The organism is Actinomycetota bacterium (genome assembly GCA_019347575.1).
Classification (GTDB): Bacteria; Actinomycetota; Nitriliruptoria; order Nitriliruptorales; family Nitriliruptoraceae; genus JAHWKY01.
This window is the reverse complement of record JAHWKY010000001.1, coordinates 238,232-261,307: the sequence shown is the minus strand read 5'-3', so window position 1 is coordinate 261,307 and position 23,076 is coordinate 238,232. Positions and strand designations below refer to the sequence as shown.

Annotated in this window: 22 protein-coding genes and 1 pseudogene; 11 read left to right on the top strand and 12 right to left on the bottom strand. The window is 70.8% G+C overall.

Annotation, left to right across the window (positions count from 1 at the left end):
• The first annotated feature begins 75 nt into the window (after window positions 1-75).
• Window positions 76-288 (top strand): hypothetical protein, encoded by a 213-nt coding sequence (locus tag KY469_01165; GenBank protein MBW3661680.1) that lies wholly within the window; start codon window positions 76-78, stop codon window positions 286-288.
• Between the two features lie 14 nt (window positions 289-302).
• A complete protein-coding gene (locus tag KY469_01160) occupies window positions 303-536 on the top strand; it encodes a general stress protein (protein MBW3661679.1) in 234 nt (77 codons plus the stop codon).
• Here the strand turns inward: KY469_01160 and KY469_01155 are convergent, their stop codons facing one another.
• The 4 genes from KY469_01155 to KY469_01140 all read right to left on the bottom strand — a co-directional run bounded on the left by KY469_01155 (window position 537) and on the right by KY469_01140 (window position 4,696).
• Window positions 537-1,145, bottom strand: coding sequence for an NAD(P)H-dependent oxidoreductase (locus KY469_01155; protein ID MBW3661678.1), 609 nt, complete (start codon window positions 1,143-1,145; stop codon window positions 537-539).
• Between the two features lie 51 nt (window positions 1,146-1,196).
• Entirely contained in the window at window positions 1,197-2,363 is a 1,167-nt protein-coding gene (locus KY469_01150) for a bifunctional 3,4-dihydroxy-2-butanone-4-phosphate synthase/GTP cyclohydrolase II (protein MBW3661677.1), read from the bottom strand.
• Between the two features lie 198 nt (window positions 2,364-2,561).
• Entirely contained in the window at window positions 2,562-3,122 is a 561-nt protein-coding gene (locus KY469_01145; protein ID MBW3661676.1) for a VTT domain-containing protein, read from the bottom strand.
• A 32-nt stretch (window positions 3,123-3,154) separates the two neighbouring features.
• Window positions 3,155-4,696, bottom strand: a complete 1,542-nt coding sequence (locus tag KY469_01140; GenBank protein ID MBW3661675.1) for an ABC transporter substrate-binding protein — start codon at window positions 4,694-4,696, stop codon at window positions 3,155-3,157.
• Window positions 4,697-4,827: 131 nt separating this feature from the next.
• Here KY469_01140 and KY469_01135 point away from each other — a divergent pair, with 131 nt between their 5' ends.
• The 4 genes and pseudogenes from KY469_01135 (at window position 4,828) to KY469_01120 (ending at window position 7,810) form a co-directional block, all read left to right on the top strand.
• Entirely contained in the window at window positions 4,828-5,637 is an 810-nt protein-coding gene (locus KY469_01135) for an SDR family oxidoreductase (GenBank protein ID MBW3661674.1), read from the top strand.
• Between the two features lie 6 nt (window positions 5,638-5,643).
• Window positions 5,644-5,866 (top strand): annotated as a pseudogene (locus tag KY469_01130) (IS110 family transposase).
• A gap of 57 nt (window positions 5,867-5,923) precedes the next feature.
• The gene (locus KY469_01125) at window positions 5,924-6,247 is read left to right on the top strand and encodes a winged helix-turn-helix domain-containing protein (GenBank protein ID MBW3661673.1); all 324 of its coding nucleotides are present in this window, start codon (window positions 5,924-5,926) and stop codon (window positions 6,245-6,247) included.
• 135 nt (window positions 6,248-6,382) lie between these two features.
• Window positions 6,383-7,810 (top strand): hypothetical protein, encoded by a 1,428-nt coding sequence (locus KY469_01120; protein MBW3661672.1) that lies wholly within the window; start codon window positions 6,383-6,385, stop codon window positions 7,808-7,810.
• Between the two features lie 378 nt (window positions 7,811-8,188).
• Here the strand turns inward: KY469_01120 and KY469_01115 are convergent, their stop codons facing one another.
• From KY469_01115 to KY469_01100, 4 genes are all read right to left on the bottom strand, one after another.
• Window positions 8,189-9,046: a helix-turn-helix domain-containing protein gene (locus KY469_01115; GenBank protein ID MBW3661671.1), complete on the bottom strand. Its 858-nt coding sequence runs from the start codon at window positions 9,044-9,046 to the stop codon at window positions 8,189-8,191.
• A gap of 31 nt (window positions 9,047-9,077) precedes the next feature.
• Entirely contained in the window at window positions 9,078-10,112 is a 1,035-nt protein-coding gene (locus tag KY469_01110) for a GDSL family lipase (protein ID MBW3661670.1), read from the bottom strand.
• Window positions 10,113-10,152: 40 nt separating this feature from the next.
• Window positions 10,153-10,962 carry an SDR family oxidoreductase gene (locus KY469_01105; GenBank protein ID MBW3661669.1) on the bottom strand — a complete coding sequence of 270 codons (810 nt, stop codon included), beginning with the start codon at window positions 10,960-10,962 and terminating at the stop codon, window positions 10,153-10,155.
• A gap of 109 nt (window positions 10,963-11,071) precedes the next feature.
• Window positions 11,072-12,208, bottom strand: coding sequence for an LLM class flavin-dependent oxidoreductase (locus KY469_01100; protein ID MBW3661668.1), 1,137 nt, complete (start codon window positions 12,206-12,208; stop codon window positions 11,072-11,074).
• 240 nt (window positions 12,209-12,448) lie between these two features.
• On the opposite strand from KY469_01100, the gene KY469_01095 reads away from it, so the two are divergent.
• The 4 genes from KY469_01095 (at window position 12,449) to KY469_01080 (ending at window position 18,307) form a co-directional block, all read left to right on the top strand.
• Window positions 12,449-13,963, top strand: coding sequence for a cupredoxin domain-containing protein (locus KY469_01095; GenBank protein ID MBW3661667.1), 1,515 nt, complete (start codon window positions 12,449-12,451; stop codon window positions 13,961-13,963).
• Window positions 13,964-14,110: 147 nt separating this feature from the next.
• Entirely contained in the window at window positions 14,111-15,541 is a 1,431-nt protein-coding gene (locus KY469_01090; protein ID MBW3661666.1) for a DUF1800 domain-containing protein, read from the top strand.
• Entirely contained in the window at window positions 15,541-16,848 is a 1,308-nt protein-coding gene (locus tag KY469_01085) for a DUF1501 domain-containing protein (GenBank protein MBW3661665.1), read from the top strand. The genes KY469_01090 and KY469_01085 overlap by 1 nt, the downstream gene beginning before the upstream one ends.
• Window position 16,849: 1 nt before the next feature.
• Window positions 16,850-18,307 (top strand): hypothetical protein, encoded by a 1,458-nt coding sequence (locus tag KY469_01080; protein MBW3661664.1) that lies wholly within the window; start codon window positions 16,850-16,852, stop codon window positions 18,305-18,307.
• Between the two features lie 157 nt (window positions 18,308-18,464).
• On the opposite strand, the gene KY469_01075 is transcribed toward KY469_01080, so the two are convergent.
• The 4 genes from KY469_01075 to KY469_01060 all read right to left on the bottom strand — a co-directional run bounded on the left by KY469_01075 (window position 18,465) and on the right by KY469_01060 (window position 22,245).
• Window positions 18,465-19,922 carry an acyl--CoA ligase gene (locus KY469_01075; GenBank protein MBW3661663.1) on the bottom strand — a complete coding sequence of 486 codons (1,458 nt, stop codon included), beginning with the start codon at window positions 19,920-19,922 and terminating at the stop codon, window positions 18,465-18,467.
• 6 nt (window positions 19,923-19,928) lie between these two features.
• Entirely contained in the window at window positions 19,929-20,567 is a 639-nt protein-coding gene (locus KY469_01070) for a TetR/AcrR family transcriptional regulator (GenBank protein MBW3661662.1), read from the bottom strand.
• 119 nt (window positions 20,568-20,686) lie between these two features.
• A complete protein-coding gene (locus KY469_01065) occupies window positions 20,687-21,331 on the bottom strand; it encodes a cysteine hydrolase (protein ID MBW3661661.1) in 645 nt (214 codons plus the stop codon).
• A 77-nt stretch (window positions 21,332-21,408) separates the two neighbouring features.
• Window positions 21,409-22,245 (bottom strand): LLM class F420-dependent oxidoreductase, encoded by an 837-nt coding sequence (locus KY469_01060; GenBank protein MBW3661660.1) that lies wholly within the window; start codon window positions 22,243-22,245, stop codon window positions 21,409-21,411.
• 119 nt (window positions 22,246-22,364) lie between these two features.
• On the opposite strand from KY469_01060, the gene KY469_01055 reads away from it, so the two are divergent.
• Entirely contained in the window at window positions 22,365-23,006 is a 642-nt protein-coding gene (locus KY469_01055) for a thymidine kinase (protein ID MBW3661659.1), read from the top strand.
• Window positions 23,007-23,076 lie beyond the last annotated feature (70 nt).

Sequence of the window (23,076 nt, the reverse complement as noted above, 5' to 3'; positions counted from 1 at the left end):
ATGCCAGGCTGCGCCCCGACGCGGGGCGTAGGTTCGAAGTGCCTTCACAGGTACCACCGACCGACGGAGGGAACCGTGCCGACCACCGACCGTGAGACCATCGCGACCTACACCACGCCGGAGGAGGCGCACGCCACCGCCGACGAGCTCAGGGCGGAGGGCCACGACGCCGGGGTGCAGCGGGTCGATGACGATGGCTACGAGGTCACGGTGCCGAGGAGCGAGGCCATCGGCGCCGAACGTCTCGCCACCGAGCGAACACAGCGCAGCGTCCAGACACACGCCTGATCGGAGCCAACATCGTGCCCGAGCAACCACCACAGATGCGCCCCGAGAACCAGCCCGTGACGGTGGCGACCTACACCTCCGAGGCGGACGCGCGCCAGGCCGTCGAGGATCTGCGTGCCGAGGGGCACACCGAGGTCGACATCGTCGAGGTGGGAGACACCCAGTACGAGGTGACGATCACCGGTGGCAACCCGCCCGACGCCCAGGACGATCTGACCCCGAGCGTCACGCCGCCTCCTGGCGAGTAGTCAGGCGGTCGCGGGCGCGCTGGCCGCTGCGACCGATCGCAGGCGCAGGGTCGCGAACTCGGTGACCTCCTCACCCACCATCCCGAGCTGGAAGCGGGCGCGCTCGTCGATGACCTCACCGTCGTCGTCGTACACCTTCACCGCGACGGTGTTGATACCAGCCCCGAGCGGCGTGCACCAGCCACGGAGCGCGTGGACGATCGTGCGCAGCTGCTCGAGCGTGGTGACGACCCCCTGCCACCCGGCTCCCGTGGCGATGCATCCCACGGGCAGGCCGGTGCAGTACGCCCGCTCGTCGTCCCTGAGGTCCTCGGTGTAGTCGATGGCGTTCTTCACCAGGCCCGAGACGCCACCGTGGTAGCCCGGTGAGGCGAGGATGAGGCCGTCGGCGCGGCGCAGCTCCTCGATCAGCTCGACCGCGCGGGGGTGACGCTCGGGGTTCTCGGGCGCGTACATCGGCAGCTCCGCGAGATCCGCACCGAAGAAGCCGCGCGTCGTCGCGCCGTGCTCCTCGGCGCTGCGCAGCGCGAAGCGCAAGGCCTTCTCGGTGGAGGAGAACGGGCGGGTCGTTCCGCCGATCCCGACGATGTGGGGCTGGCGCTCGGTCATCGGTCGTCCTCCGGGCGGGGCGTCAGCGTCGGCCGTCCGCGGCGTCAACGGTCAGGCGGTCTCGGACTCGAGGCGCAGCTCGTGGCCGAGCTTGTCGCGCTTGGCCTCGAGGTACTTGAGGTTGTGCTCCGTGGGGGCGGTCTCGAGCGCGACCCGCTCCACGATCCGCAGACCGTGCCCCTCGAGTGCCGACCGCTTCAGTGGGTTGTTGGTCAGTAGGCGCAGCGTCGTCAGGCCCAGGTCAGCGAGGATCTGCGCACCCGTGCCGTAGTCGCGGCTGTCGGCGGGGAAGCCGAGCTCGAGGTTGGCCTCGACCGTGTCCTTGCCCTCGTCCTGCAGCTTGTAGGCGTGCAGCTTGTGCACGATGCCGATGCCGCGACCCTCGTGGCCGCGGATGTAGACGACGACGCCGGCCCCCTCTTCGGCGATCAGGCGCATGGCGTCGTGTAGCTGCACGCCGCAGTCGCAGCGAAGCGACCCGAACACGTCGCCGGTGAGGCACTCCGAGTGCATCCGCACCAGCACGTCGGCGCGTCCCTCGACGTCGCCGCAGACGAGCGCGACGTGCTGCAGACCATCGCCGGCGGACTCGTAGCCGATGGCGCGCCACGCCCCGAACGCCGTGGGGATGGTCGCCTCCGAGACTCGGTGCACCAGGGACTCGGCGCGGCTGCGGTACGCGATCAGGTCGGCGATGGTGACGACGTGGAGGTCGAACCGCTCCGCGATCGCGAGGAGCTGAGGCAGCCGCGCCATCGTCCCATCGGGGTTCATGATCTCGCAGATGACCCCGGCCGGTGAGAGCCCGGCGAGCCGTGCGAGGTCGACCGCGGCCTCGGTGTGGCCGGCGCGGCGCAGCACGCCGCCGTCCTGCGCCCGCAGGGGGAACACGTGGCCGGGGCGGCGGAAGTCGGCGGGGCGCGCGTCGGCCGAGACGGCACGGCGGATGCACCGTGCCCGGTCGAGGGCGGAGATGCCGGTGTTGCCGCGCTCGTCGAGATCGATCGAGACCGTGAACGCGGTCTCTTCCAGCCCGGCCGACTCCGGCACCATCGGCTGGATCGCCAGCTCCTCGAGGCGCTCACCCGTGAGCGGCAGGCACAGCAGGCCGCGGCCGTGGGTGATCATGAAGTTGACCGCCTCGGGCGTCACCCAGTCGGCCGCCATCACGAAGTCGCCCTCGTTCTCGCGGTCCTCGTCGTCGACGACGATCACCATGCCGCCCGCGCGGATGGTGTCGATCGCGTCCTCGACCGTCGACAGGTCACGTCCGGGACGTGGTCCCGCGAAGCGCACCTCGTCCAGAGCGTCCACGCCGTCCACCTCTCTGGTCGATGTTGGTTCGATATATCGAACGCTCGGTCGCTATCGTGAAAGCGAGCCTACGCCGGGGGCGGGGAGCACGTCAACCGTCGATCAGCCGCGGACGAGGTCACCGAGGGAGGCGAACAGGCTGCTGCCGACCACGACGAACACCACGATCCCGGGCACGATCCCGATGGCGGTACCGATGAAGAACACCTGCCACCGGACGCCGGTGACGCCGAGGAGCCAGTCGGCTGGGGGGAGCTGTCCCGTGACCAGCCGCAGCGCGATGACCTGGGCCGTCCCGCCCCGCGCGAGCCGGTCGTCGAAGGCGCGGACGCGGGGCGGGATGCGGCTCGCGACCCAATCGCGGGCGACGAACCGTGCCCACGCGAACGCGATGGCGCTCGCCCCCAAGTTGCCGATCCACGACAGCGCGACCGCGGCCGGCCACGACCACGCGAGTCCGGCGGGGACCATCCACACGAACCCCGGCAGCCCCACCGGCTGGACGATCCACATCGACAGCACGTACACGGCTGGGCCCCACGGGCTGGCGAGGAAGTCCTGGAACCCGTCGCCCCGCAGGGCGTCGTCGAGTCCGGTCGCGAACACGAGCAGGGCCACGCCGACAACCGCGGCGACGGCCACCAGCCGCAGGCGCCACGCCACCACGCGGCCGCGAAGGGGCCTGCCCTCGGCCGTCACCCGCGCAGATCGACCAGGCCCCCGCCGCACTCGAAGCCGGAGGCCGGGGCGAGCCGCACGAACTGGCCGTTCTGGACCTGGGTGTACAGCTGGCAGTCGCTGGGCCACTTGCGCCCGATCTCCTGCGGCGGGTGGATGCCGTTCATGTCCCAGCCATCGACCTTGGCCAGCTCGGCCAGCAGCTTCTCGCGGGTGAGGTCGGGCCCGATCTTCTTGGCGAGATCGATGAAGAGCCACGCCGCCGACCAGGCGTAGACGCCCAGCGCGGTCGCGCGGTTCCCCGGCGCGACCCGCTGCACCCACTCGTCGTACTCCTGCAGCTCGGCGTACTGATCGATCTCCTCGAGCATGACGCTGACGAGCGGGACGATGACGCCCTCGATGGCGCTGCCGCCCTGCGCCAGGAAGTCAGGGTGGTAGACGTTGGCCTGGAACAGCAGAACGTCGGGCTCGTAGTCGCGCTTCTGCTCGATCGCCTGGGCGAGCTTGATGGCCTGCTGCCACGCGCCTTGGAACGCCACGATGCGCACGCCTTTGTTGGCGAGGTCCTCCACGTGCGGGGCGTAGTTGAACTCGCTGATCTGGATCGACTGGTAGACCGGCCACTCGTAGCCGATCGACTCCGTGCCCCTCTTCGTCATGCCGGTCTGGTACCGCGTCACCTCGCCCTCGATGAACAGGTACCCGGCCTTGGTGATGGCCTCCGGGTCATCCTTGAAGACGCTGTTCTTCAGCCAGACGTAGTCGCCGATGGTCTGCACGTTCGCGGTCATCGCGTCCGCTGGGTAGACGACCTCCGAGTCCTGGAGCACGGGCGTGAGCGCGGTCGCGCGGATGTCGGGGATGCCGCAGTCCTCCGCGGGGGAGGTGACGCCCTGGTCGAAGGCGGACATCGACCCCACCGCGGCGACCGTCTTGTTGCAGGCGTCGAGGTAGGCGTTGCGGTTGCCGTTGACGTCCATGCGCGCGTCGTACTCGATGAGGTCGAGACTACGGCCGTAGATGGTCCCCTCGGTGGCGCGGAACTTCTCGACGGCGGCCCGCACCGCGAACTGGGTCTCCTCGAACAGCCCCGGCACCGGTCCGCTCGTATCGGACACGTTGGCGATGGTGATCCTGTCCTCGGTGACACCGACGTCGGTCTCGCCGCCGTTGCCGCCGGCGGGCATGGCGCGCGTGTCGGTCGTGTCCTCGCCGGCGGGTGCGTCCGTCGGCGCGGTCGCGGGGTCCGGCTCGGGCTGTGCCTGTCCCGGCTGCTGGCCGGTCGCGGGCTGGCCCGAGGTGGACGGGCCCGACGGAGCGGTCGAGCCGCTCGGAGTGGTGGCCGCCGGGAGGTCGGTGGCGGTGCCCGACGGGGCCGCGGCGCTGGCCGGATCGAGATCGACGTCACCGTTCGTGGTGACGCTCGCCTCCCCTGGCGCCCCGCCCCCGAGCTGGTCGATCGCGACGCGGATCTCATCCTCCCCCAGACGCGCGCCACACGCGACCGTCACGAGCGCGAACAGGAGCAGGCCCGCGATCGATCTCAGCCACGTCACGGTCAGCCTCCAGATCCCCTTGCACGGTACTTCGACACGCGAGCCCGTGAGCCCTGTCCCGAACCTGACACCCTGTCAGGTCTGGGTCTAGTCTCACACCACACTGCCGCCCGCCCGAGAGGTGCCACCGCATGGCCGACGACGTCTTCTCCGCGTTCTCGCTCGAGGGCAAGGTGGCCGTGGTGACGGGCGGGGCGAGCGGGATCGGCGAAGCCACGGCGCAGGTGCTCGCCGCTGCCGGCGCGTCCGTCGTGGTCGGCGACATCGCGCTCGAGGGCGCCGAGCAGACGGTCAAGTCCATCGTCGACGCGGGTGGGAACGCGGTCGCCGAGGCGACCGACGTGACCTCGCGGGGCGACGTCGATGCGATGGTGGCACGTGCCGTCGAGGAGTACGGCCACCTCGACGTGATGTGCAACATCGCGGGGGTCGCGGCCGACGGGCCCGCGCTCGACATCGACGAGGTCGACTTCGACCGGCTCATGGCGATCAACGCCAAGGGCGTGATGTTCGGGGCGCAGGCAGCTGCCCGGCAGATGATCGAGCAGGGAAGTGGCGGCAGCATCATCAACGTGTCGTCGACGTCGATCGACACGCCCGCCCCGGGCTACGCCCTCTACGCCATGACGAAGGCGGCGGTCGCGCAGCTGACGATGACGATGGCGTTCGAGCTGGGCAAGCACGGCATCCGCATCAACACCGTCGCCCCGGGTATGACGATCACGCCGTTCACGTTGCGCCACAGCTACGACGAGGACGGCAACCTCGACCAGGACAAGTACGACGAGTTCGTGCGGCGGATGAGCCACCTGTCGCCGCTGCGGATGGTGGGCGAGCCGATCGACCAGGCCCACCTCATGCTCTACCTCGCCTCCGACGCCGCCCGCTGGTGCACCGGCCAGGTCTGGCGCGTCAACGGTGGCCAATCCATGCCCCGCTAATGGGTGAACAGGCACCTCGCGGACGCCTGCTACCAGTGGGCGTTCGCGGCGATCACCGCAAGCCCCGGCGCCCGAGCGTTCTACGACCAACGCGCGGCCAAGGCGACACCACTAAGCCCTGCGCGCCCTGGGCAACCGGCACGTTGGGATCCTCCATGGCTGCCTCACCCACTACACCCCATACGACGAACACCTCGCCTGGCGTCACCGGCAGGCACTCGCTGCTTGACACCTACAACCGTGGGATATCTAGCCCACCTTCGTCACCGGCTCGGTCGACGCCTGGTTGTCGTGGGTGCTCGGCAGCGAGCTCGGCGAGGACGACGGACGGTTCGGGGTCCTCAACCTCCTGGACCAGCGCGAGGGGCGCGCCGCGAGTCGAGCGGAGCTGATCCGGCATCTGTGGGGCACCTCGTACCTCGGCAGCAGCAACGTCGTCGACGCGGTCGTGAGGACCCTGCGACGCAAGCTCGGCGGCCACGCCCACCTAGTCAAGACGGTCCGCGGAGTGGGGTACCGGCTCGCCAGCCGTCGAGCTGAACAACCGGCGATCTGCTGCCCACCGGCATCGAGCGGCCGACGGTGCCCTGGTGAGCGACAGCTCCGGTGACGATCCTGGGCCACGGCCGGGCCGGACTTCCCGAAAGGCACGTCGAAGTCGCCTCTTCGGGCGCCCCATCGCGCACGGTCCCAGGCGAGGCCACCTGCGATACTCCTGGATGGAGCTCGAGCCGAGGAGGGGGCGGTGACGGTCCGCACGGGTCCGGTCGCGCGGACGGCGAGGGTGCCGCAGGGACTCACCGCCCGGTCGCGCTCACGTCGAGGCCCCTACGCCACCGACGAGCTGTTGAGGTTGCAGCGGTCTGCCGGTAACCGCGTGGTCGTGGCGCTGCTCGGACGCGCAGACGCCCCCGCAGGTACGCATACAGGCAGCTCGAGGATCCAGCGTCGAGAGCTGCGCGACAACCCTCGTGTGAGCCGTGTGCTGCTACCCCAGCACTGGGAGCGATCCGACCGGATCAGCTGGACCCAGCGCTGGAAGTCGGCCTGCCAGCACAACCTGCTCCACGTCCGCCGCGGTGAATACACCACGATCGAGCAGCGACGCGACTTCTACCGCTGGTTCTACGAGGCGACCGCCGCACGCGGCTACCACACCCGCTGGGCGCTGGCGGCCTACATCGTGGCCAGCGGCATGGCCGAGATGGCATCGGTGGACCTGACCGAAGGCATCTCGCCCATCACCAATGAGCTGCAGGGTCTGGCCCGGATCGGCAACCAGGTCATCTTCGACGACGTGCTGCCCAAGCTCAAGCGGCTGTGGGTCAATGGGCCTCTCACCGGCGCGGCCGCGTTGCAAGCCGATGCCGAGATCCTCGCCGAAGAGCAGACGCTCATCCAGACCATGTACGACGACCTGTCACCGGACACGATGCGGCGGTTCCAGCGCATCGCCAACAACCGGTACACGCGCACGCAGCTGGGTCGCGGACTGGGACTGGGCGGCCACGTCTCGTCAGGGCGCCACCGGCGCGGCGGCGGCGTGCCCACCTTCTCTTCGGTCACCGGCAACGGCGATATCAACCGCCCCGAGGATCGCTGGAGCTACGGGATGGAATTGGGGGCTCGGTTCAGCACCCTGCCCGCCTACGGCAGCATGCGATCGATGCCGGCCGTGGGGTCGGACTACCGCTCGGGCGCCGCCTTCCGCCGGCTCAACGTCCGACCCAACCTGCACATGCTCGACGCTCGGCTGAACGACACCGACGTCCCCGAGGGCGAGGTGGTCCAGCTCCTGAAGAACCTGAACGAGACGGTCGAACAGCCCGAGCTGATGTCGAACCGGTGGCGCATCCGGAACCTGGCCGACGCGCTCAACGCCAGCGAGATGCGCGAGGGGATCGAGAAGCTGCGGCGCGTCCCGGTGCGCGACCGCCTGTTCCTCATGGGCGGCTCGGTCGGCTACGACTGGTCGGAACTCGACTACAGCGACGTCCAGTCGATAATCACGAACGCCGCGCCCAACGACCGTCGCCAGCTCCACGTGACCTACTGGAAGAACAGGTTCATCCAGATCTGCGACGACGACACGATCGTCGACGCCACCCGCGATCTGGGCTTGCCGCCCGCCACGGCACGGGCATGGATCCGCGCGGAGCGCTCGTGGCTCTGACGTCGCCACGTCCACGAGCCGTTCGAGTTCGATCCATGTGCTCTCGACCGCGGTGACGCGCCGACAGCCGGGTAGGACGGAGCGTGTCCGGTCGGTGAGGAGACGTTCGCGGCGAGCGCGGTCGCGATCCGGTACCTCGGGGCCGAGCCGGAGTTCATCGGCGCCGAACGGGACTACACCTCCACCGGGGACGGGGCGCTGCTGACCGACGACGGGGACGTGGCGGAGCGGGCGCGGTTGCTGTCGACGTAGGCGCGGACCCGGTGCCGCACCACGAGCACTCCGAGCTCGGTCCAACTACCCCCTGTCGAACCTGATGGCAGGGGGGGCGGGCAGCTCTGGGCACTGCGACGACCCGGTGGCACGGCGGGGGAACGTCTACGCGGGACGTTGGCCGGCGAGGGCCGCGGTGACCTCCTCCGCGGCATCGACCAAAGTCGTGGCGTACCCGGGGACGTCCTCGGCGGGGATCTGACCGCGGAAGCCGATGAGGAACAGACCCAGCGCGACCTCGCCCCCGGGACCGAACACCGGCGCCCCGATGTGGTTGATGCGGTAGGCGGCGTCACCCGCGAGCTCGAGGAGCGCGTACTCGTCGGCGCCCTCGGAGCCGTCACCGACGTGACCCGCCTCGGTGAGCGCCTCGACGAGGCGCTGCTGGCCCTCCCCCGCCAGCGCGACCGAGTAGCCGCGCTCGCGCACGGCCGCCAGCGCGCGTCGGTAGAGCTTGCGCTCGCGCTCGCTCACCGACGGTCCCAGCCGTCCGAGCCACGCCTCGATGGCGTCGTCGCCGGCCCACGCCACGAACACCGTCCCGAGCGGCGGCACCAACGGCAGACGCTGGCCCGGGGCGATGTTGATGCCCAGCGGGCGGGGCGTGCCCGCGCGGGCGAGGATGACGATCTCGTCGCCGATGCCGGCCGACGCGATGACCTCGAGGTCGAACTCGTCGGACAGCTCGTCCATCGCGGGCCGGGCCAGCCGTGCGGCGGGGTACGCCCCGGCGGCCGCGTTGCCCACCGCGATGAGGGCGGGTCCCAGCCCGTAGGTCTTGCGCTCCTCGTCGCGGGTGAGGTAGCCGGCGTCGGTGAGCGTGGTCAGCAGCGAGTGCGCCGTCGCCTTGCTGAGATCGAGGTCGCGGGCCAGCTCGGACAGCGTCCGCGGCTGGTCGGGTGCCGCGGCGAGGTGGTTGAGCACCGCGACGCAGCGCTCGATGGCCGGGGCGCGCCTCGCCACCCGTCACCTCCTCCCTCGTCCCTACTCCGTGTCAGCCGATGATCGTCCGGGCCTGCGCCCCGATGGCCGCGGCCATGCGGGCGTGCCCCTCGTCGCTGGGGTGGATGCCGTCGGCGAGGTGCTCGGGTCCGATCAGCTCCGACCCCCGGAGGAGGTGGAGGTGCTCGTCGTCCTCCATCCGGTACGCGACCTCGAGCTCCATCGCGTCGCGCAGCTGCGCCAGCGTCGCCCCGAGCCGGTTCGGGGTCTCCTCCGCGCCGGGGCGCACGACCGGACTGACGACCTGCATGGGCGTCGTGCCGTGCTCGTCGCGCAGGACATCGAGGAACGCCCCGACCCCCGCGCGGAACAGCGCCACGCTGTGCGGGGTGCGCGTCCAGCAGTTGGTGCCGTGGGACACCGTGATGAGGTCGGCGTCGAGCGCGGCGATCTGCTCCGCCGAGGCGATCTCGCCCCGCGCAGCCCCGGCGTAGCCGAGGTTGACGACGTCGAGACCGCGGTCGCGCCCCGCCACCGCTGGCCACGCGAGCGCCGGGGCGGACGCGGTCCACCCTTCGGCGACCGAGTCGCCGTAGACGATCCAGCGATGCTGGGCCGGCGCCGGCGCGATGTCGCCACCCACACCCCGCACGTCGAGCACTACCGGCCGCATGCCCTCGGGGAGGTAGACGATGGTGCGCTGGTCGTCGCCACCGAGCGGGACCCGTGCGGTGCCCGGGCCGACGACCGCGCGGTCCTCGCCGAGGAGCGAGCCGCGGTGCCACGCCGCGAACGTCGTCCCTGCCCCGTCGCCGCGGTAGCCGAGCTGGTCGGTCTCGGTGCGGTACTCGATCCCGAGTTCGCTGGCATCGCCGATCAGCTCGAGGCGGACCCCGACGGGGATCGAAGCCATCTGCCACGTGTCGCCCGGCAGCCGGAGCCGGTCCCGCGGTGCGGCCCGGGGGTAGGGCACGCGTCGGCTGCCGGGCCACACGACCCCGCGCAGGTACGGCTCGGGACCCTCGGGGCGCTCGCCACGCCCCGCCTCGGGACCCGAGACGAGGTGCGGAGCGGACTCGCTGCTCACGTCGTCGCCGATCCGTCGCAGGCACGGGCGTCGCGCCGCATCAGAGGTCCATGGGGTAGGGGAACTTCGCGCTCACGCCACCGTCCACGACGACGGTCTGGCCGGTGATGTGGCGGGCCAGATCAGAGACGAGGAAGAGCAACACCCGCGCGATATCGCTCGGCTCCGCGATGGCGCGCAGCGGCGTGTTGGCGACGTTGGCCTCGCGGCCTCGATCGCCGACCAGCTCCGACACCCTCGGGGTCCACACGAAACCCGGCGCGACCGCGTTGACGCGGATGCCGCGCGGGCCGAGTTCCACGGCGGCCGAGCGCACCAGCGACATCAGTCCTGCCTTGGCCGCCCCGTACGGGGCGTGCAGCGGGGCGGAGGTGATGCCGCTCACCGATGCGACGAAGGCCATCGCCCCGCCGTCCTCCATGGCCTGCGCGCCGAGCTGGGTCAGCAGGAAGCCGTGGCGCAGCACCATCTCGAACGTCCACGTCCAGTCGTCGTCCGAGACGTCGAGCAGCGGGCGGTAACGGGCCATCCCGACGATGTCGACGATCGTGTCGAGACGGCCGAACTCCGCCACCGCGCGATCGACCGCACCGGCGATGTCATCCCGGGACCGCACGTCCGCGACGTGTGCGACCCCCCCGACCTCCGCCGCGATCCGCTCGGCCAGTGCCTGGTCGTAGTCGAGGCACAGCACCCGCGCCCCGACCTCCGCGAGGGCGTGCGCAACCTGCCGGCCGATGCCCTGGCCCGCGCCAGCGACCAGCACCCCGCGACCATCGAGCCGCAGCAGGTCGGCGTAGACCGGCACCTCGCTGTCATCGAAGCTGGTGTCGGCGCCACCGTCGGTCACGAGGAGTGCTCAAGTAGCGAAGCGGTAGCACACCAGGAGTGCTCAAGTAGCGAAGCGGTAGCACACCAGGAGTGCTCAAGTAGCGAAGCGGTAGCACACAAGGACGTGCTCACTTCTCGACGACGGTGACGGAGGCCTCGGCGTCCACCTCGGGCAGGACGTGCTTGCCGATGAGCTCGATCGACCTCATGATCGCGTCGTGGTCGAGGTCGCCGAACTGCATGTAGCAGAGCAGCTGGTCGACCCCGAGGGACTCGTAGGTCTTCATCTTCTCGATGCACTGGTCGGGGTCGCCCACGATGATCATGTCGTAGTCGTTGAACATCTTGGGCTCGAGGTCGCCCTCGGCGTGCTTCTTCATCAGGGGGAAGAGCTTGTCCTTCTCCTCCTGAGGGAAGTGGGGGAACTCCCACTCGAGCATGAACTCGGCGAGGTGCTGGTACCACCACCACACCGCGTCCCAGACCCCGTTGGTCTCGGCCTCGTCCATCGAGTCGGCGCAGTGCACCAGCGTGTACGCCGCGGCGCGGTTGTTGACCACGCGCGTGAGCGGCTCCTCCATGCGCTCGCAGGCCGCGCGGTAGCGCTTGATGACATCGGCCATCACCTGGATGGGTTGCATGATCGCGAAGCTCAGCAGGCCGAGCCCAGCCTCGCCGGCGACCTCGGCCGACGAGGGTGACGTCGCCGCGACCCAGCACGGCGGGTGCGGGTCCTGCACCGGCTTGGGCGTGACGTTGCGCTTGGGGAAGGTGAAGTACTCCGAGTCCTCCTCGTAGTACTGGGTCTCCCACATGCCGACGACGGTCTCGATCGCCGCACGCCACTTGTCACGTGACGCCTCGCGGTCGACCCCGAACGCGGTCTGCTCCATCGGCGTCGAGCGCCCCGTCCCCCACTCGACCCGACCGTTGGACAGGACGTCGACGGTCGCGACCTTCTCGGCGACGCGGATCGGTGGCGTGAACTCGTGGGGCATCAACGCGACCCCGAAGCCGAGCCTGATGTTCTCGGTGATCTGGCTCAGCGCGCCGAGGGTGGCCTCGGGGCACGAGGAGTGCGACCGGCCCTCGCGGAAGTGGTGCTCCACCATCCACACGGTGTTGAACCCCAGCTTGTCCGCCAGCGCGATCTGCTCCAGCGCCTCCCTGTAGGCGCGCTGCTCCCGCTTGCGCTGGTTCTGCGGCCACGGCTCGGGGCCCCAGGGCTTGGGCACGTCGATCTCGTACAGCAGGTCGAGCTTCATGGCTTCCCTCGCGAGGTGTTCGTGATAGCGAACAAGTGGTCGACTTGGCGAACAGAACCGTACGTCGCAACCTCACGCGGTGTCAACCGCAGGCAGACGTCACCGAGCCCGGGTGAACCGAGCGCGCCCCGTGTGCGTAGAGCACGGTGAGGAGGATGGGAGGCTCCGCCACACCCGAGGGCAGGAACACGGGCGGCGGGGGTCGAAGGTCCCAGCAAGTCGATCGCTGGAAGGGGAGCCATGCGATCCCGGAACCTGTTCGCGCTCGCTGCGGTCGCAGCGCTGATCGTCGCGGCCGCCCCGCCCCTACCGTCCGCGCTCGATGCCACCACGGCCCCGACGGCCCCCGCCCCGCCCGGTCAGCACATCACCGTGATCGCGCTCACGTACGTGCCCGAAGAGGTGACGATCGAGGAGGGGGCCAGCCTGACGCTGACGAACGCCGACCTGCCCGCACCCCACAACGTCACCGCCCGCGAGTACGGCGAGGACGGCGGACCGCTGTTCGCCAGCGACACGATCGCCGCGGGTCAACAGGCGGACGTCACCGGGACGTCGCAGCTCGCGCCCGGCACCTACGACTTCTACTGCACCGTGCACCCGACCACGACGACCGGCACGCTCGAGGTGATCGAGCGCGTGACGCCGGAGTCGCCGGTGCCGGTGCCCGACTCCGCACCGGTGCCGTCCGCGGGTGCGGTCGCCACGCCGACCAGCATCACGGTGCGAGACGACACGATGTACGCGGCGAGCTGGTCGCAGGGCACGGTCGAGGCGCTGCCGATCCTCGAGGCCGGCTTGCTGGGGCCGGCGGAGTCCTACGCGACCGGGTTCAGAAACCCGCTCGGGATCGTCTTCGACGACGACGGCTGGCTCTACGTCGCGGACTCGCACCCCTCGGCGCGCGACGACCGCGATACGGCGGGGCGGGTGTGGGCCATCCCTCCGGGAGGAGGTGACGCTGCCGAGGTCGGTGAGGTGGTCGTGGACGAGCTGCCGAACGGTCGGCACAACACCAACGGGATGGCGATCCGGGGGGACCGGCTGTACGTGACCAACGGCAACTCGACCGACGACGGCGTCTCCGGAGGCCTGCCGGAGGAACCCCTCAGCGGCACGCTCATCTCGATCCGCATCGGGGCGCGTGAGCTCACGCCGGACGATGCGGTCTTCGGCGAGATCCCCGAGCCCGACGAGGGCGAGGAGCTCGTCCTGCCCGACCTGCTCGTCGAGGCCACGGGGATGCGCAACAACTTCGACGTCGCGTTCCGACCCGGCACGACCGAGGCGTGGATGACGGTCAACGGCCCCGACCAGCTCGACCCCTACGGCGAGGACACGCTGGTCGCGGTGCCCGACGTGACGTTCGTGCACGACGCCCCGACGCACTTCGGCTTCCCCGAGTGCGTCTACGCGAACCTCGATGGTGAGTGGGACGTCACCCAGAACGAGGCGGTGGCGACGACGTGTGGGGAGCACACCCCTCCTGAGCAGCTCCTCGGCCTGCACGTCGCCGCCACCGGCCTCGCCTTCGGGCCCGACGGCGACCTCGTCCTCGGGCGCTTCGGCAACTTCTTCGGCACGACCCCTCGCGGCCGCGACATCGTGCGGCTCGACATCGGCCCTGACGCATCAGCGGGCGAGCCCGAGACGATCGCGGTGCTCCCGGCCCCGCTCGACGTCACCTACGACGGCGACAACCTCTACGCCGCCGACTTCGCCCTCGGTCAGATCCTGCTCATCGCGGGTTCCTGACCTCCTGTACGGTGGCCGCAGGGACGCCTGGACGGGCAGGAGAACGGGCAACCGCCGTCGAAGTTGGCGGCTGAGGAGCCATCCGCGCGGTTAACGAGAGGGCTCGGACAGCGTCCTCGGAGCACGACGTTCCTGGAGGGGAGAACCGTGTCCGAGCTCGCCACGCGCGAGGACGTCTCGCGACTGATCAACCGCGTCGCCTTCGGCGCCACCGAAGCCGACCTCGACAAGTGGAGCGGGCAGCCGTACGCCGACCTCGTCGAGCACCTGCTCGACGTCCCGACCGAACCCGCCCTACGCCAACCGACCGCTGGCGAGGTGCTGCACCGAGCCGACGGCATCGACACGTTCATCAACCTCACTGGCGATGACCCGGTCAGCCACTGGCTCGAGGTGATGCGTACGACGCCGTACCCGTTGGAGGAGCGGTTCACCTTCTTCCTCCACGATCATCTGGCGACCGCTCCCGAGGGCTCCGCCCCCAGCATCCAGCACGTCGCCGCGCAGATCGTCCGCATCCGCACGCATGCGCTGGGCAACTTCCGCGACCTGATAGCCGCCATCACCATCGACCCGGCGATGCTGTACTGGCTCGACGGCGACACCAACACCAAGGTCAAGCCGAACGAGAACTACGCCCGCGAGCTCATGGAGCTGTTCACGCTCGGCAAGCTCCCCCAGGTCTACACCGAGGAGGACGTGCGCGAGGCTGCGCGCATGCTCACCGGCTGGCGCCCCGCCGACGCGATCGACAAGCTCCTGAGGGCCGACGCCCCGTTCTTCGGCGGGCCGCAGACGCGCGACGACGCCCAGTTCTGGCCCGACGACCACGACGACGGCGACAAGGTCGTCCTCGGCCGCGCGTTCAGGTCCCGCGGGATCGATGAGTACCTCGACCTGATCGACCACCTCCTGGCGCAACCGAGCGCCTCGCGGTGGATCGCCTACCGGATGATCCGGGCGCTGGCGTACACGCCCGACGTCGGCAGCGTCTTCGGTGAACCGCTGATCGAGGAGGTCGCCGCGGCGCTGGTCGCCAACGACTGGGACCTGCGCCCCGCGATCCGCGCGCTGCTGCTCTCCGACGGCTTCCGCTACACCGATCGTGCCAACGGCCAGCAGCTCGTCCGTCCCCCCGCCGACCTCGTCGTGCACGCCGCGAAGGTCCTCGACCTGACCTTCGCCGACGATCTGCCGTTCATCAACGGCAGCTTCATCGGCGGCGCTGACGACTACCTCGAGCAGATGGGGCAAGTGCCGATGTACCCGCCGTCGGTGTTCGGCTGGCCCGACAGCGAGCACTGGCTCGGCACCACCGCCGTGGCCCACCGCTACCTACTGGGCTACGCGGTGATCGGAGCGACGCGACCCTTCGTGGGCTTCGGCACACACGCCGATCTTCCCGTCTCCAACGACCTCGACGGGTGGGCCGCCAAGTTCGGCCTCGCGGGGTTCTCGGTCAACACCAGCGCAGCCATCAAGGACTACTTGGAGAGCCAGGCCGGCCGATCGGAGTCGGTCCTCCAGGAGGGTGTCCTGATGCTGGTCCTGTCCGCGCCGGAATGGGAGGTCGTGTGATGCCACTCACCCGCCGTCAGTTCATCCAGACGTCCGGCACCGTCGCCGCCAGCCTCCCGCTCATCGCGCGGGTCGGCGAGGGCGTCGCGTTCGCCGAGGTCGATCCAGCCACGCGCCTGCGTCCCCGTCTCGTCGTGCTCGTGCTCGACGGAGGCAACGATGCGCTCAACATGGTGGTGCCGCTCGAGGACGTGCCCGGCGCAGCTCGGCGCACCGTCTACGAGAAGGTGCGTCCGTCCATCCAGATCCCGCGCGAGCAGCTGCTACGGCTCGACCAGTTCGACGACGCCGACCAGCAGCTCGGCTTCCACCCGGCGTTGACCTACCTGCACGGGCTGTACCAGGCCGGCCGCATCTCGATCGTGCAGGGCGTGGACTACCCCAACCACAGCTTCTCGCACCAGACCGGGACCGAGGCGTGGGAGTCCGGCTCGCCTCCCAACGACCAGGAGCTCAACACCGGCTGGCTCGGTCGTCACCTCGACCGCGTCGGCATCGGCGAGGGCGAGATACGGGGCGTGGGCATCGTGCCCGAGCTGCCGTTCATCCTCCAGGGCGAGCGTCAGAGCGGCATCGGCATCGCCCGGTTGCCGTTCACGCTCGCGGACGGATCGATCGGCGGCGCCGAGCAGCGCTACGAGACCGTGCAGCGCTACGCGATGCACGACCCCGCCGAGCGCCTACGGCGAGCGTACGGCCGTCGCCTCAGCTCCTCGATGAGCGTGGTGGGCGAGCTGTCGCAGGCGACCGCTCCCCCCAACGTCAACGGCAACGCCCTCGCGGTCCGGCTGCTGACGGCGCGCAAGCTCCTCGAGGGTGACTACGGCTGCGAGGTGGTCTACCTGCGCCAGAGCGGCTACGACACCCACAACGGCCAGGCGAGCCGGCACCAGGATCTGTACTCGGACCTGTCCGAGGGCATCCGGATCTTCTACGAGGGCACCGGCAACACCGGCCCGATGCCGACGGAGCTGGCCGACCGCACGCTCTTCATCATCACGAGCGAGTTCGGGCGGCGCATCGGCGAGAACGGCTCGGGCGCCGCGGCGGGCACCGACCACGGCGCCGCCGCCCCGGTCCTCCTCATCGGGCCGCCGCCGGAGTCGTCGGCCGGTCCCGAGACGCTGACCCCCGGGCTGTACGGCGACCACCCGCCCATGGGTACGCCCCTGGCCCCCGCCGACAACCTCGCCATGACCCAGGACATGCGGCGGGTCTACCAGTCGGTGCTGACGTCCTGGCTCGGGAACCCCGAGCCCTACTACGGCAGCGGGCTCGACCCTCTGCCCGCACTCTTCGGAGGCTGATGTGCACATCCGGACCGCGCTCGTCCTCCTGACGGTCTCGGCGCTGCTCCTCGGGGTGGCGCCGACGACCGTCGGTGCGGCGCCCTCCGAGCACTACATCACGACGGTGAACTTCCAGTACGTGCCGCCACAGCTGCTGATCGAGTCGGGCGACGCGCTGACCTACGTCAACGCCGACCTCGCCGTCCACGACGTCCACTCGGTCGACGAGGACGTGTGGGGCGATCCCCTCTTCTCGAGCCGGATCATCGCCCAGGGCCAGTCCGCCCCGGTGGAAGGGGTCGAGGCGCTCGGGCCCGGCGACTACGGCTTCTTCTGCACCACCCACCCGGAGATGACCGGCACCCTCCACGTGCTGCCACGGACGAGCCCGCCGTTGCCCGTCCCCGTGCCGCCGCTGCCCTCGGTGGCAGCCGTGGCGACCCCGACGAGCATCGCGGTCGTGGGCAACAACGTGCTGGCGGCGAGCTGGGCCCAGGGCACGGTCGAGATGTTCCCGATCCTGGCCGGTGGAGTCCTGGGCCCGGGTGAGACGTACGCCAGCGGGTTCAACAACCCGCTCGGGATCGTCGTCGACGACAACGCCGAGTGGCTGTACGTCGCCGACTCGCACGGGTCCTCCACCTCGGGCCGGACGACGGCGGGGCGCGTGTGGGCCATCCCCGCGGGTGGCGGTGACGCCGCCGAGGTCGGACAGATCGTGGTCGACGAACTGCCCAACGGCCGTCACAACACCAACGGGCTCGCCATCCGTGGTGACCGCCTCTACATCACCAACGGCAACTCCACCGACGACGGTGCGACCGGTGGCGACCCCGAGACCCCGCTGAGCGGCACGTTGCTGTCGGTGCGGCTCGGAGCCCGCGACCTCGGTCCCGAGGACGCGGTGTTCGAGCTGGAGGATCCGGAGCAGCCCCTGCCGGAGCTGTTCGTCGAAGCGACGGGGATGCGCAACAACTTCGACGTCGCGTTCCGCCCCGGCACGCCCGAGGCGTGGATGACCGTCAACGGCCTCGACGAGCAGGATCCCTACGGCGAGGACACCCTCGTCGCGGTCCGCGACGTGGACCAGATCCACGACCCGCCGACCCACTTCGGTTTCCCGGAGTGTGTCTACGCCGATCTCGAGGACGGGTGGGACGTCGCCCAGAACCCAGCGGTCGAGGAGGAGTGCGGCGAGCACACCGCGCCCGAGCAGCTGCTCGGGCTGCACGTCGCCGCCACCGGCCTGGCGTTCGGACCCGATGGCGACCTCGTCGCCGCGCGCTTCGGCAACTTCTTCGGCGACGAGCCGGTCGGTCGCGACGTCGTCCGCATCCCGATCGACGACGATGGCGACGCCGGCGAGCCGGAGACGATCGTCAACCTCCCGGCGCCGATCGACGTGGCGTTCAACGCCACCGACCTGTACGTGGCAGACTTCGCACTGGGACAGATCCTGCTCCTGCGAGCGATCTGATCCCCTAGACGGATCCGGGGGGTCGGGCCTGGAGGGGTCCCGACCCCCCGGATCCTCTCCTCCCGCAGACGCGGCGGTACCCCTCTGCACGCCCCGCTACGCGTCCGTTCCGCCGGGATCGTCCGCTTCTGACCGCCCTGCCCAGGCGTCCGCCTCGTCAGCTGCCCACGAGCCGTGCCAGGGCGCGACGATCGAGCTTGTGCATCGCGGTAAGTGGCAGCGCCGCAACGGTGACGCCGTCCTCGGGGAGCTTGTAGCGCGCCAAACGCGCGGCCGCGTGCGCTCGTAGCTCGTCGAGGGTCGGCGGGCGCGCCGGGTCGACGGGGACCACGACGGCCACGCCGACGGCGCCCATCACCTCGTCGGGGCGCGGGGCGATCGCCACCTCCGCCACCAGCGGGTGCGCCGCGAGCACCGCCTCGACCTCCTGGGGGTGCACGTTGTAGCCACCGCGGACGTACATCTCGCGCTCGCGCCCGGCCAGCACCAGCCGTCCCCGGTCGTCCAGCGCACCGACGTCGCCGGTGCGAACCCAGCCGTCGACCAACGTCGCGGCGGTGGCCTCGGGATCGTGCAGGTAGCGCGTCATCGCCGCTGGCGAGCGCAGCCACACCTCGCCGTCGCGGACGTCGAGTTCGATGCCGTGGCGCGGTCGCCCGACGGTGTGCACGCCGTCGTCGTCGGGGTCGGCCAGGTCGATGGCGCAACCCAGGCCGCCGGTCTCGGTGGACGAGTAGCGGATGCCGAACGGTGCCTCGAACCGGGCCATCGCCGCCCGCACCAGCGCGGGCGGGGCGGGTCCTCCCCCGCTGACGACGAACCCGACGCAGTCGAGGTCGAGCTCGTCGACGAGCGGGTGGCGCAGCATCAACGCGAGCTGGGCCGGGATGCCCCCCAGGAAGCGGATGCGGTGCTCGGCGACCAGCCGCAGCGCCGTCTCCGCACGCCAGCGATCCATCAGGTGGGTGGTCATCCCGACGCGCAGCTGCCACGCGAGCTTGGTCATCGCCCCGATGTGGACCAGCTCGGTGGAGCCGAGGACCGGCTCGCCGCCCTCGCGCCGGTCACCGGCCTCGATGTCGGCGATGGCGGCGAGCTGGCGGTTCGTGAACACCGCGCCCCGCGGCGTACCGGTCGTGCCGGAGGTGAGCACGACCGCGACCTCGCGGTCCGGATCGTCGTCCAGCTGCGGTGAGGTGGCGTCGGCGACGCGCAGCGGGGTCAGCACGTCCGCGGCGGCGGGGGCGAGCACGACCTCGACGATGTCGAGGTCGTGCGGGGCGCCGTCCGTGAGGTCGGTGGTCGCGAGGAGCCAGGAGGGCCTGAGCTGGTCGAGGACCGCGCGCCGCTCGGTCGCGGTGAAGCGCGGGTTGATCCCGGTGGTGACCGCCCCGAGCTTCGCGAGCGCGACGTAGGCGACGACGAACTCCGGGCTCGACGGCAGCGCGAGCGCGACGAGGTCGCCGGCAGCGACGCCCCGGCGGGCCAAGCCGACCGCGACCTCGTCCGACAGCCGGTCGAGGTCGGTGTAGGTCAGCGGCCAGCCCGCGGAGGCGAGGTAGGCGGGGCGGTCGCCGAAGCGAGCGGCGGCATCACGGACGACCGTGGGCAGCACGTTCGCTCAGGCGTCCGGGGGTCGACGTCCGGTGACGCCGGTGAACACCAACCGCGCCAGGCTCACCCGCAGCGCGTCGTGCTCCACCCCCCAGGTCTCGAGGCCCGCGTGGTGCTCAGCGACGTGGGCCAGCATCGACACGAGCGCTGCTGCCTGCGCCACCGGTTGGACGTCGTCGGGATGACGGCCGTCGGCCTTCAGCTCGCCGATGAGATCTCCCAGCGCCTCGGTGACGGGACCCAGCAGGTCGTTGCGGATCTCGCGGAAGCGCGGATCGCCCTCGGCGATGTTGAGGTCGATGAGCCGGATCAGCGCGGTGTGGTCGTCCCAGAACCCCAGGAACGCGTCGACCATCGCCGTGGCCCGGCCGAACCCGGCGCGTCCCGACCAACGCCCGTCGAGCACGGCCTCGGCGAGCACATGCCCCTCGTCGGCGGCTCGTTCCGCGAGGACCAGGATCGCGGTCTCGACCTCGGGGAAGTACTGGTAGAAGGTCGCCGGCGAGGTGCCGGCTTCCCGCGCGATGTCGACCACCTTGAGGTCACGCCACGAGGTCGTCTCGAGCATGCCCGCGGTGGCGTCGAGCAGTCGTTCCCGGGTCGCGCGCCCGCGCCGTCCCGGCACCCGCCCGTCGGCGGCGCGGATGGTCTCGGACGGTTCCTGACGGTGTGTCACATCGCCAGCCTACTCCGACCTAACGCCCCGTCAGGTCGGCGATCGCGCCGACGCTGAAGAGTTGAGTACGCCTCGGCGCACCCAGCGCTTCAACCTCGCGGGTCTCCAGGGCCGGAGGTCCAATTGGCGACGATCTCGTCGACGGTGGTGAGGGTCGCCAGGAGGCGCAGGGTGTGCTCGATGACGGCGTCGGCGTACTCCTGTGGGATGCCCGCGATGCCGTCACGGGGCAGCACGACGCGGTACCCGCCATTGACCGCATCGAAGACGAGGTCGGTCATGCCGACGTTGATCGACACACCGACCGCGACGATCGTGCGCGCCCCGAGGTTGCGTAGTACCGGGTCGAGGTCGGTCCCGCCCATCGGGCCGAGGCCGTGCAACCGGGTGAGCACGAGATCGGTCGGGGCGGGTCCGAGCTCGGGGAGCACCTCGACGGCGGGCGAGCCGGGCAGCAGCTTCACGTCCGCACGCGTGGCCGCGTCGAAGAGCAAGGCGTTGTCGTTGGAGCCGCGACCGTCCTCGCGTCGCGCGGCGACGCAGTGCACGACCGCGACGTCGACCGCGCGCGCCGCCTCGACGAGACGCGCTACGGCCTCGACGAGCCCAGCCTCGCGCGCAGCGGTAGCCAGCTCCGGGAAGATCGCGGGCTCACCGAGCACGCCCCGCTGGCACTCCTGCGTGACCACCACGGTGTGGGCGGGGTCGACGAGGTCAGCGAGCGAAGGAGGCATCGGGGCGAGCCTACTCAGCCCTGTCCTAAACCGAGCGTGTGCATCCAGGCACGCCCACCGGGTCCCGATGCACACGCTCAGAGGTGGCGGGCAGCGAACGTCTCCAGCGCGCTGACCGCCTCGGAGGACCGCTGCCACGGCACGACGATGAGCCGGTCGACCCCGGCGGCGGCGTAGGCGTCGAGAGCGTCGCCCGAGCTGACCTCACCCATCACCGTGACGGTGACCCCACGTCGGTCGCGCCCCGCCGCCTCCAGCAGCTCGGCGAGTCGCTCCACGCGGGGCGCGACCGACCCGGGGGTGTGGGCCATCCCGATCCAACCGTCGCCCCGCTCCGCCACGCGCCGCAGCGCGCGGTCGGACTCCCCTCCGATGACGATCGGCGGGTGCGGGTGCTGCACCGGCTTGGGCTCGAACGCGACCGGCAGGAAGTCGAAGAACTCGCCGTGGTACTCGATCTCTGGCTCGGTCCAGAGCCGCTTGCACACGTCGATGGCCTCGTCGAGCCTCCGACCCCGCGTCGAGGGATCGAGTCCGACCGCCTCCCACTCGGTCTCGAGCCATCCCGCCCCGACCCCCACCTCGGCACGGCCGCCCGACACCACGTCCAGGGTCGCGAAGCCTCGCGCGGACACGAAGGGGTGGCGCAGTCCCAGCAGGTAGACGAACGTGCCGAGCCGGATCCGCGACGTGATGCCGGCGAGGTAGCTGAGGTACGCCGGGGCGTCGTACACCGGGGTCGTGGGAGGCACCGGCGGGTGCTCCTCCCCCGGCACGAGCTGTCCTTGGATGTCGAGCGGGAGGACGAGGTGCTCGGGGAGCCACACCGACTCGTAGCCCAGCTCGTCCGCCGCCGTCACCGCGTCCACCCAGACCACGGGGTTGAGGCGCCCGAGCGTGATGGCGATGTGCAGTCGAACGCCCTCCCGGTGCATCGGGACGCGACGCTACCCGAGCGACCGTCCGGTCGAGCGCCCCGCATCATCGGCAGCGTGGCGGGCGTCGGCTACGACGTCGGTCGAGGAGGTGGCACGTGGCCAGGCTGCGCTTCTTCTACGGCACCATGAACCGCGGCAAGAGCACCCTCGCGCTGCAGATCGACCACAACCGCTCCGGCGCGGGGCACCGTGGGCTGCGGATGACGATGCACGAGCGTGAGCGCGGCCGCATCACGTCCCGCATCGGCCTCGCCCGGGACGCGATCGACCTCACCCCGCACACCGACATCGAGGCGCTCGTGCGCGATGCGCTGCGGGGCGGCGACCCGGTCGACTACATCGTGGCCGACGAGGTGCAGTTCTACACGCCGGCGCAGATCGAGCAGCTCGCCCGGCTCGTCGACGACCTCGACATCGAGGTGTTCGCCTTCGGCCTGCTCTCGGACTTCACGACCAACCTGTTCCCCGCCTCCAAGCGGCTGCTCGAGATCGCCGACGAGCGCTGCGAGCTTCAGGTCCAGGCGCAGTGCTGGTGCGGGGCGCCGGGCGTGCTCAACGCCCGCACGGTACGGGGCGACATCGTGCGCGAGGGCGAGCAGGTCGTCGTCGACGACGTCGACGACGACGCAGTTGCCTACGAGGTGCTCTGCCGCGAACACCACCGTCTCGGCATCACGGCGGCGACCGCCGATCGGAGTCCCGAGCCCGCCGACTCCGAGGAGCGGGCGGGGCGCTGACCTGGCGTCGGACGGCCGAGATGTCGCACCCCACCGCTAGCGTCACGACGACCGAGCCGGGGGCGGCCGG

Coding starts and splice junctions, on each gene's coding strand:
- KY469_01155 (MBW3661678.1), bottom strand. CDS start 1,145: ATGACCGAGCGCCAGCCCCACATCGTCGGGATCGGCGGAACGACCCGC.
- KY469_01065 (MBW3661661.1), bottom strand. CDS start 21,331: ATGCCTCCTTCGCTCGCTGACCTCGTCGACCCCGCCCACACCGTGGTG.
- KY469_01150 (MBW3661677.1), bottom strand. CDS start 2,363: ATGGTGATCGTCGTCGACGACGAGGACCGCGAGAACGAGGGCGACTTC.
- KY469_01135 (MBW3661674.1), top strand. CDS start 4,828: ATGGCCGACGACGTCTTCTCCGCGTTCTCGCTCGAGGGCAAGGTGGCC.
- KY469_01085 (MBW3661665.1), top strand. CDS start 15,541: ATGCCACTCACCCGCCGTCAGTTCATCCAGACGTCCGGCACCGTCGCC.
- KY469_01095 (MBW3661667.1), top strand. CDS start 12,449: ATGCGATCCCGGAACCTGTTCGCGCTCGCTGCGGTCGCAGCGCTGATC.
- KY469_01100 (MBW3661668.1), bottom strand. CDS start 12,208: ATGAAGCTCGACCTGCTGTACGAGATCGACGTGCCCAAGCCCTGGGGC.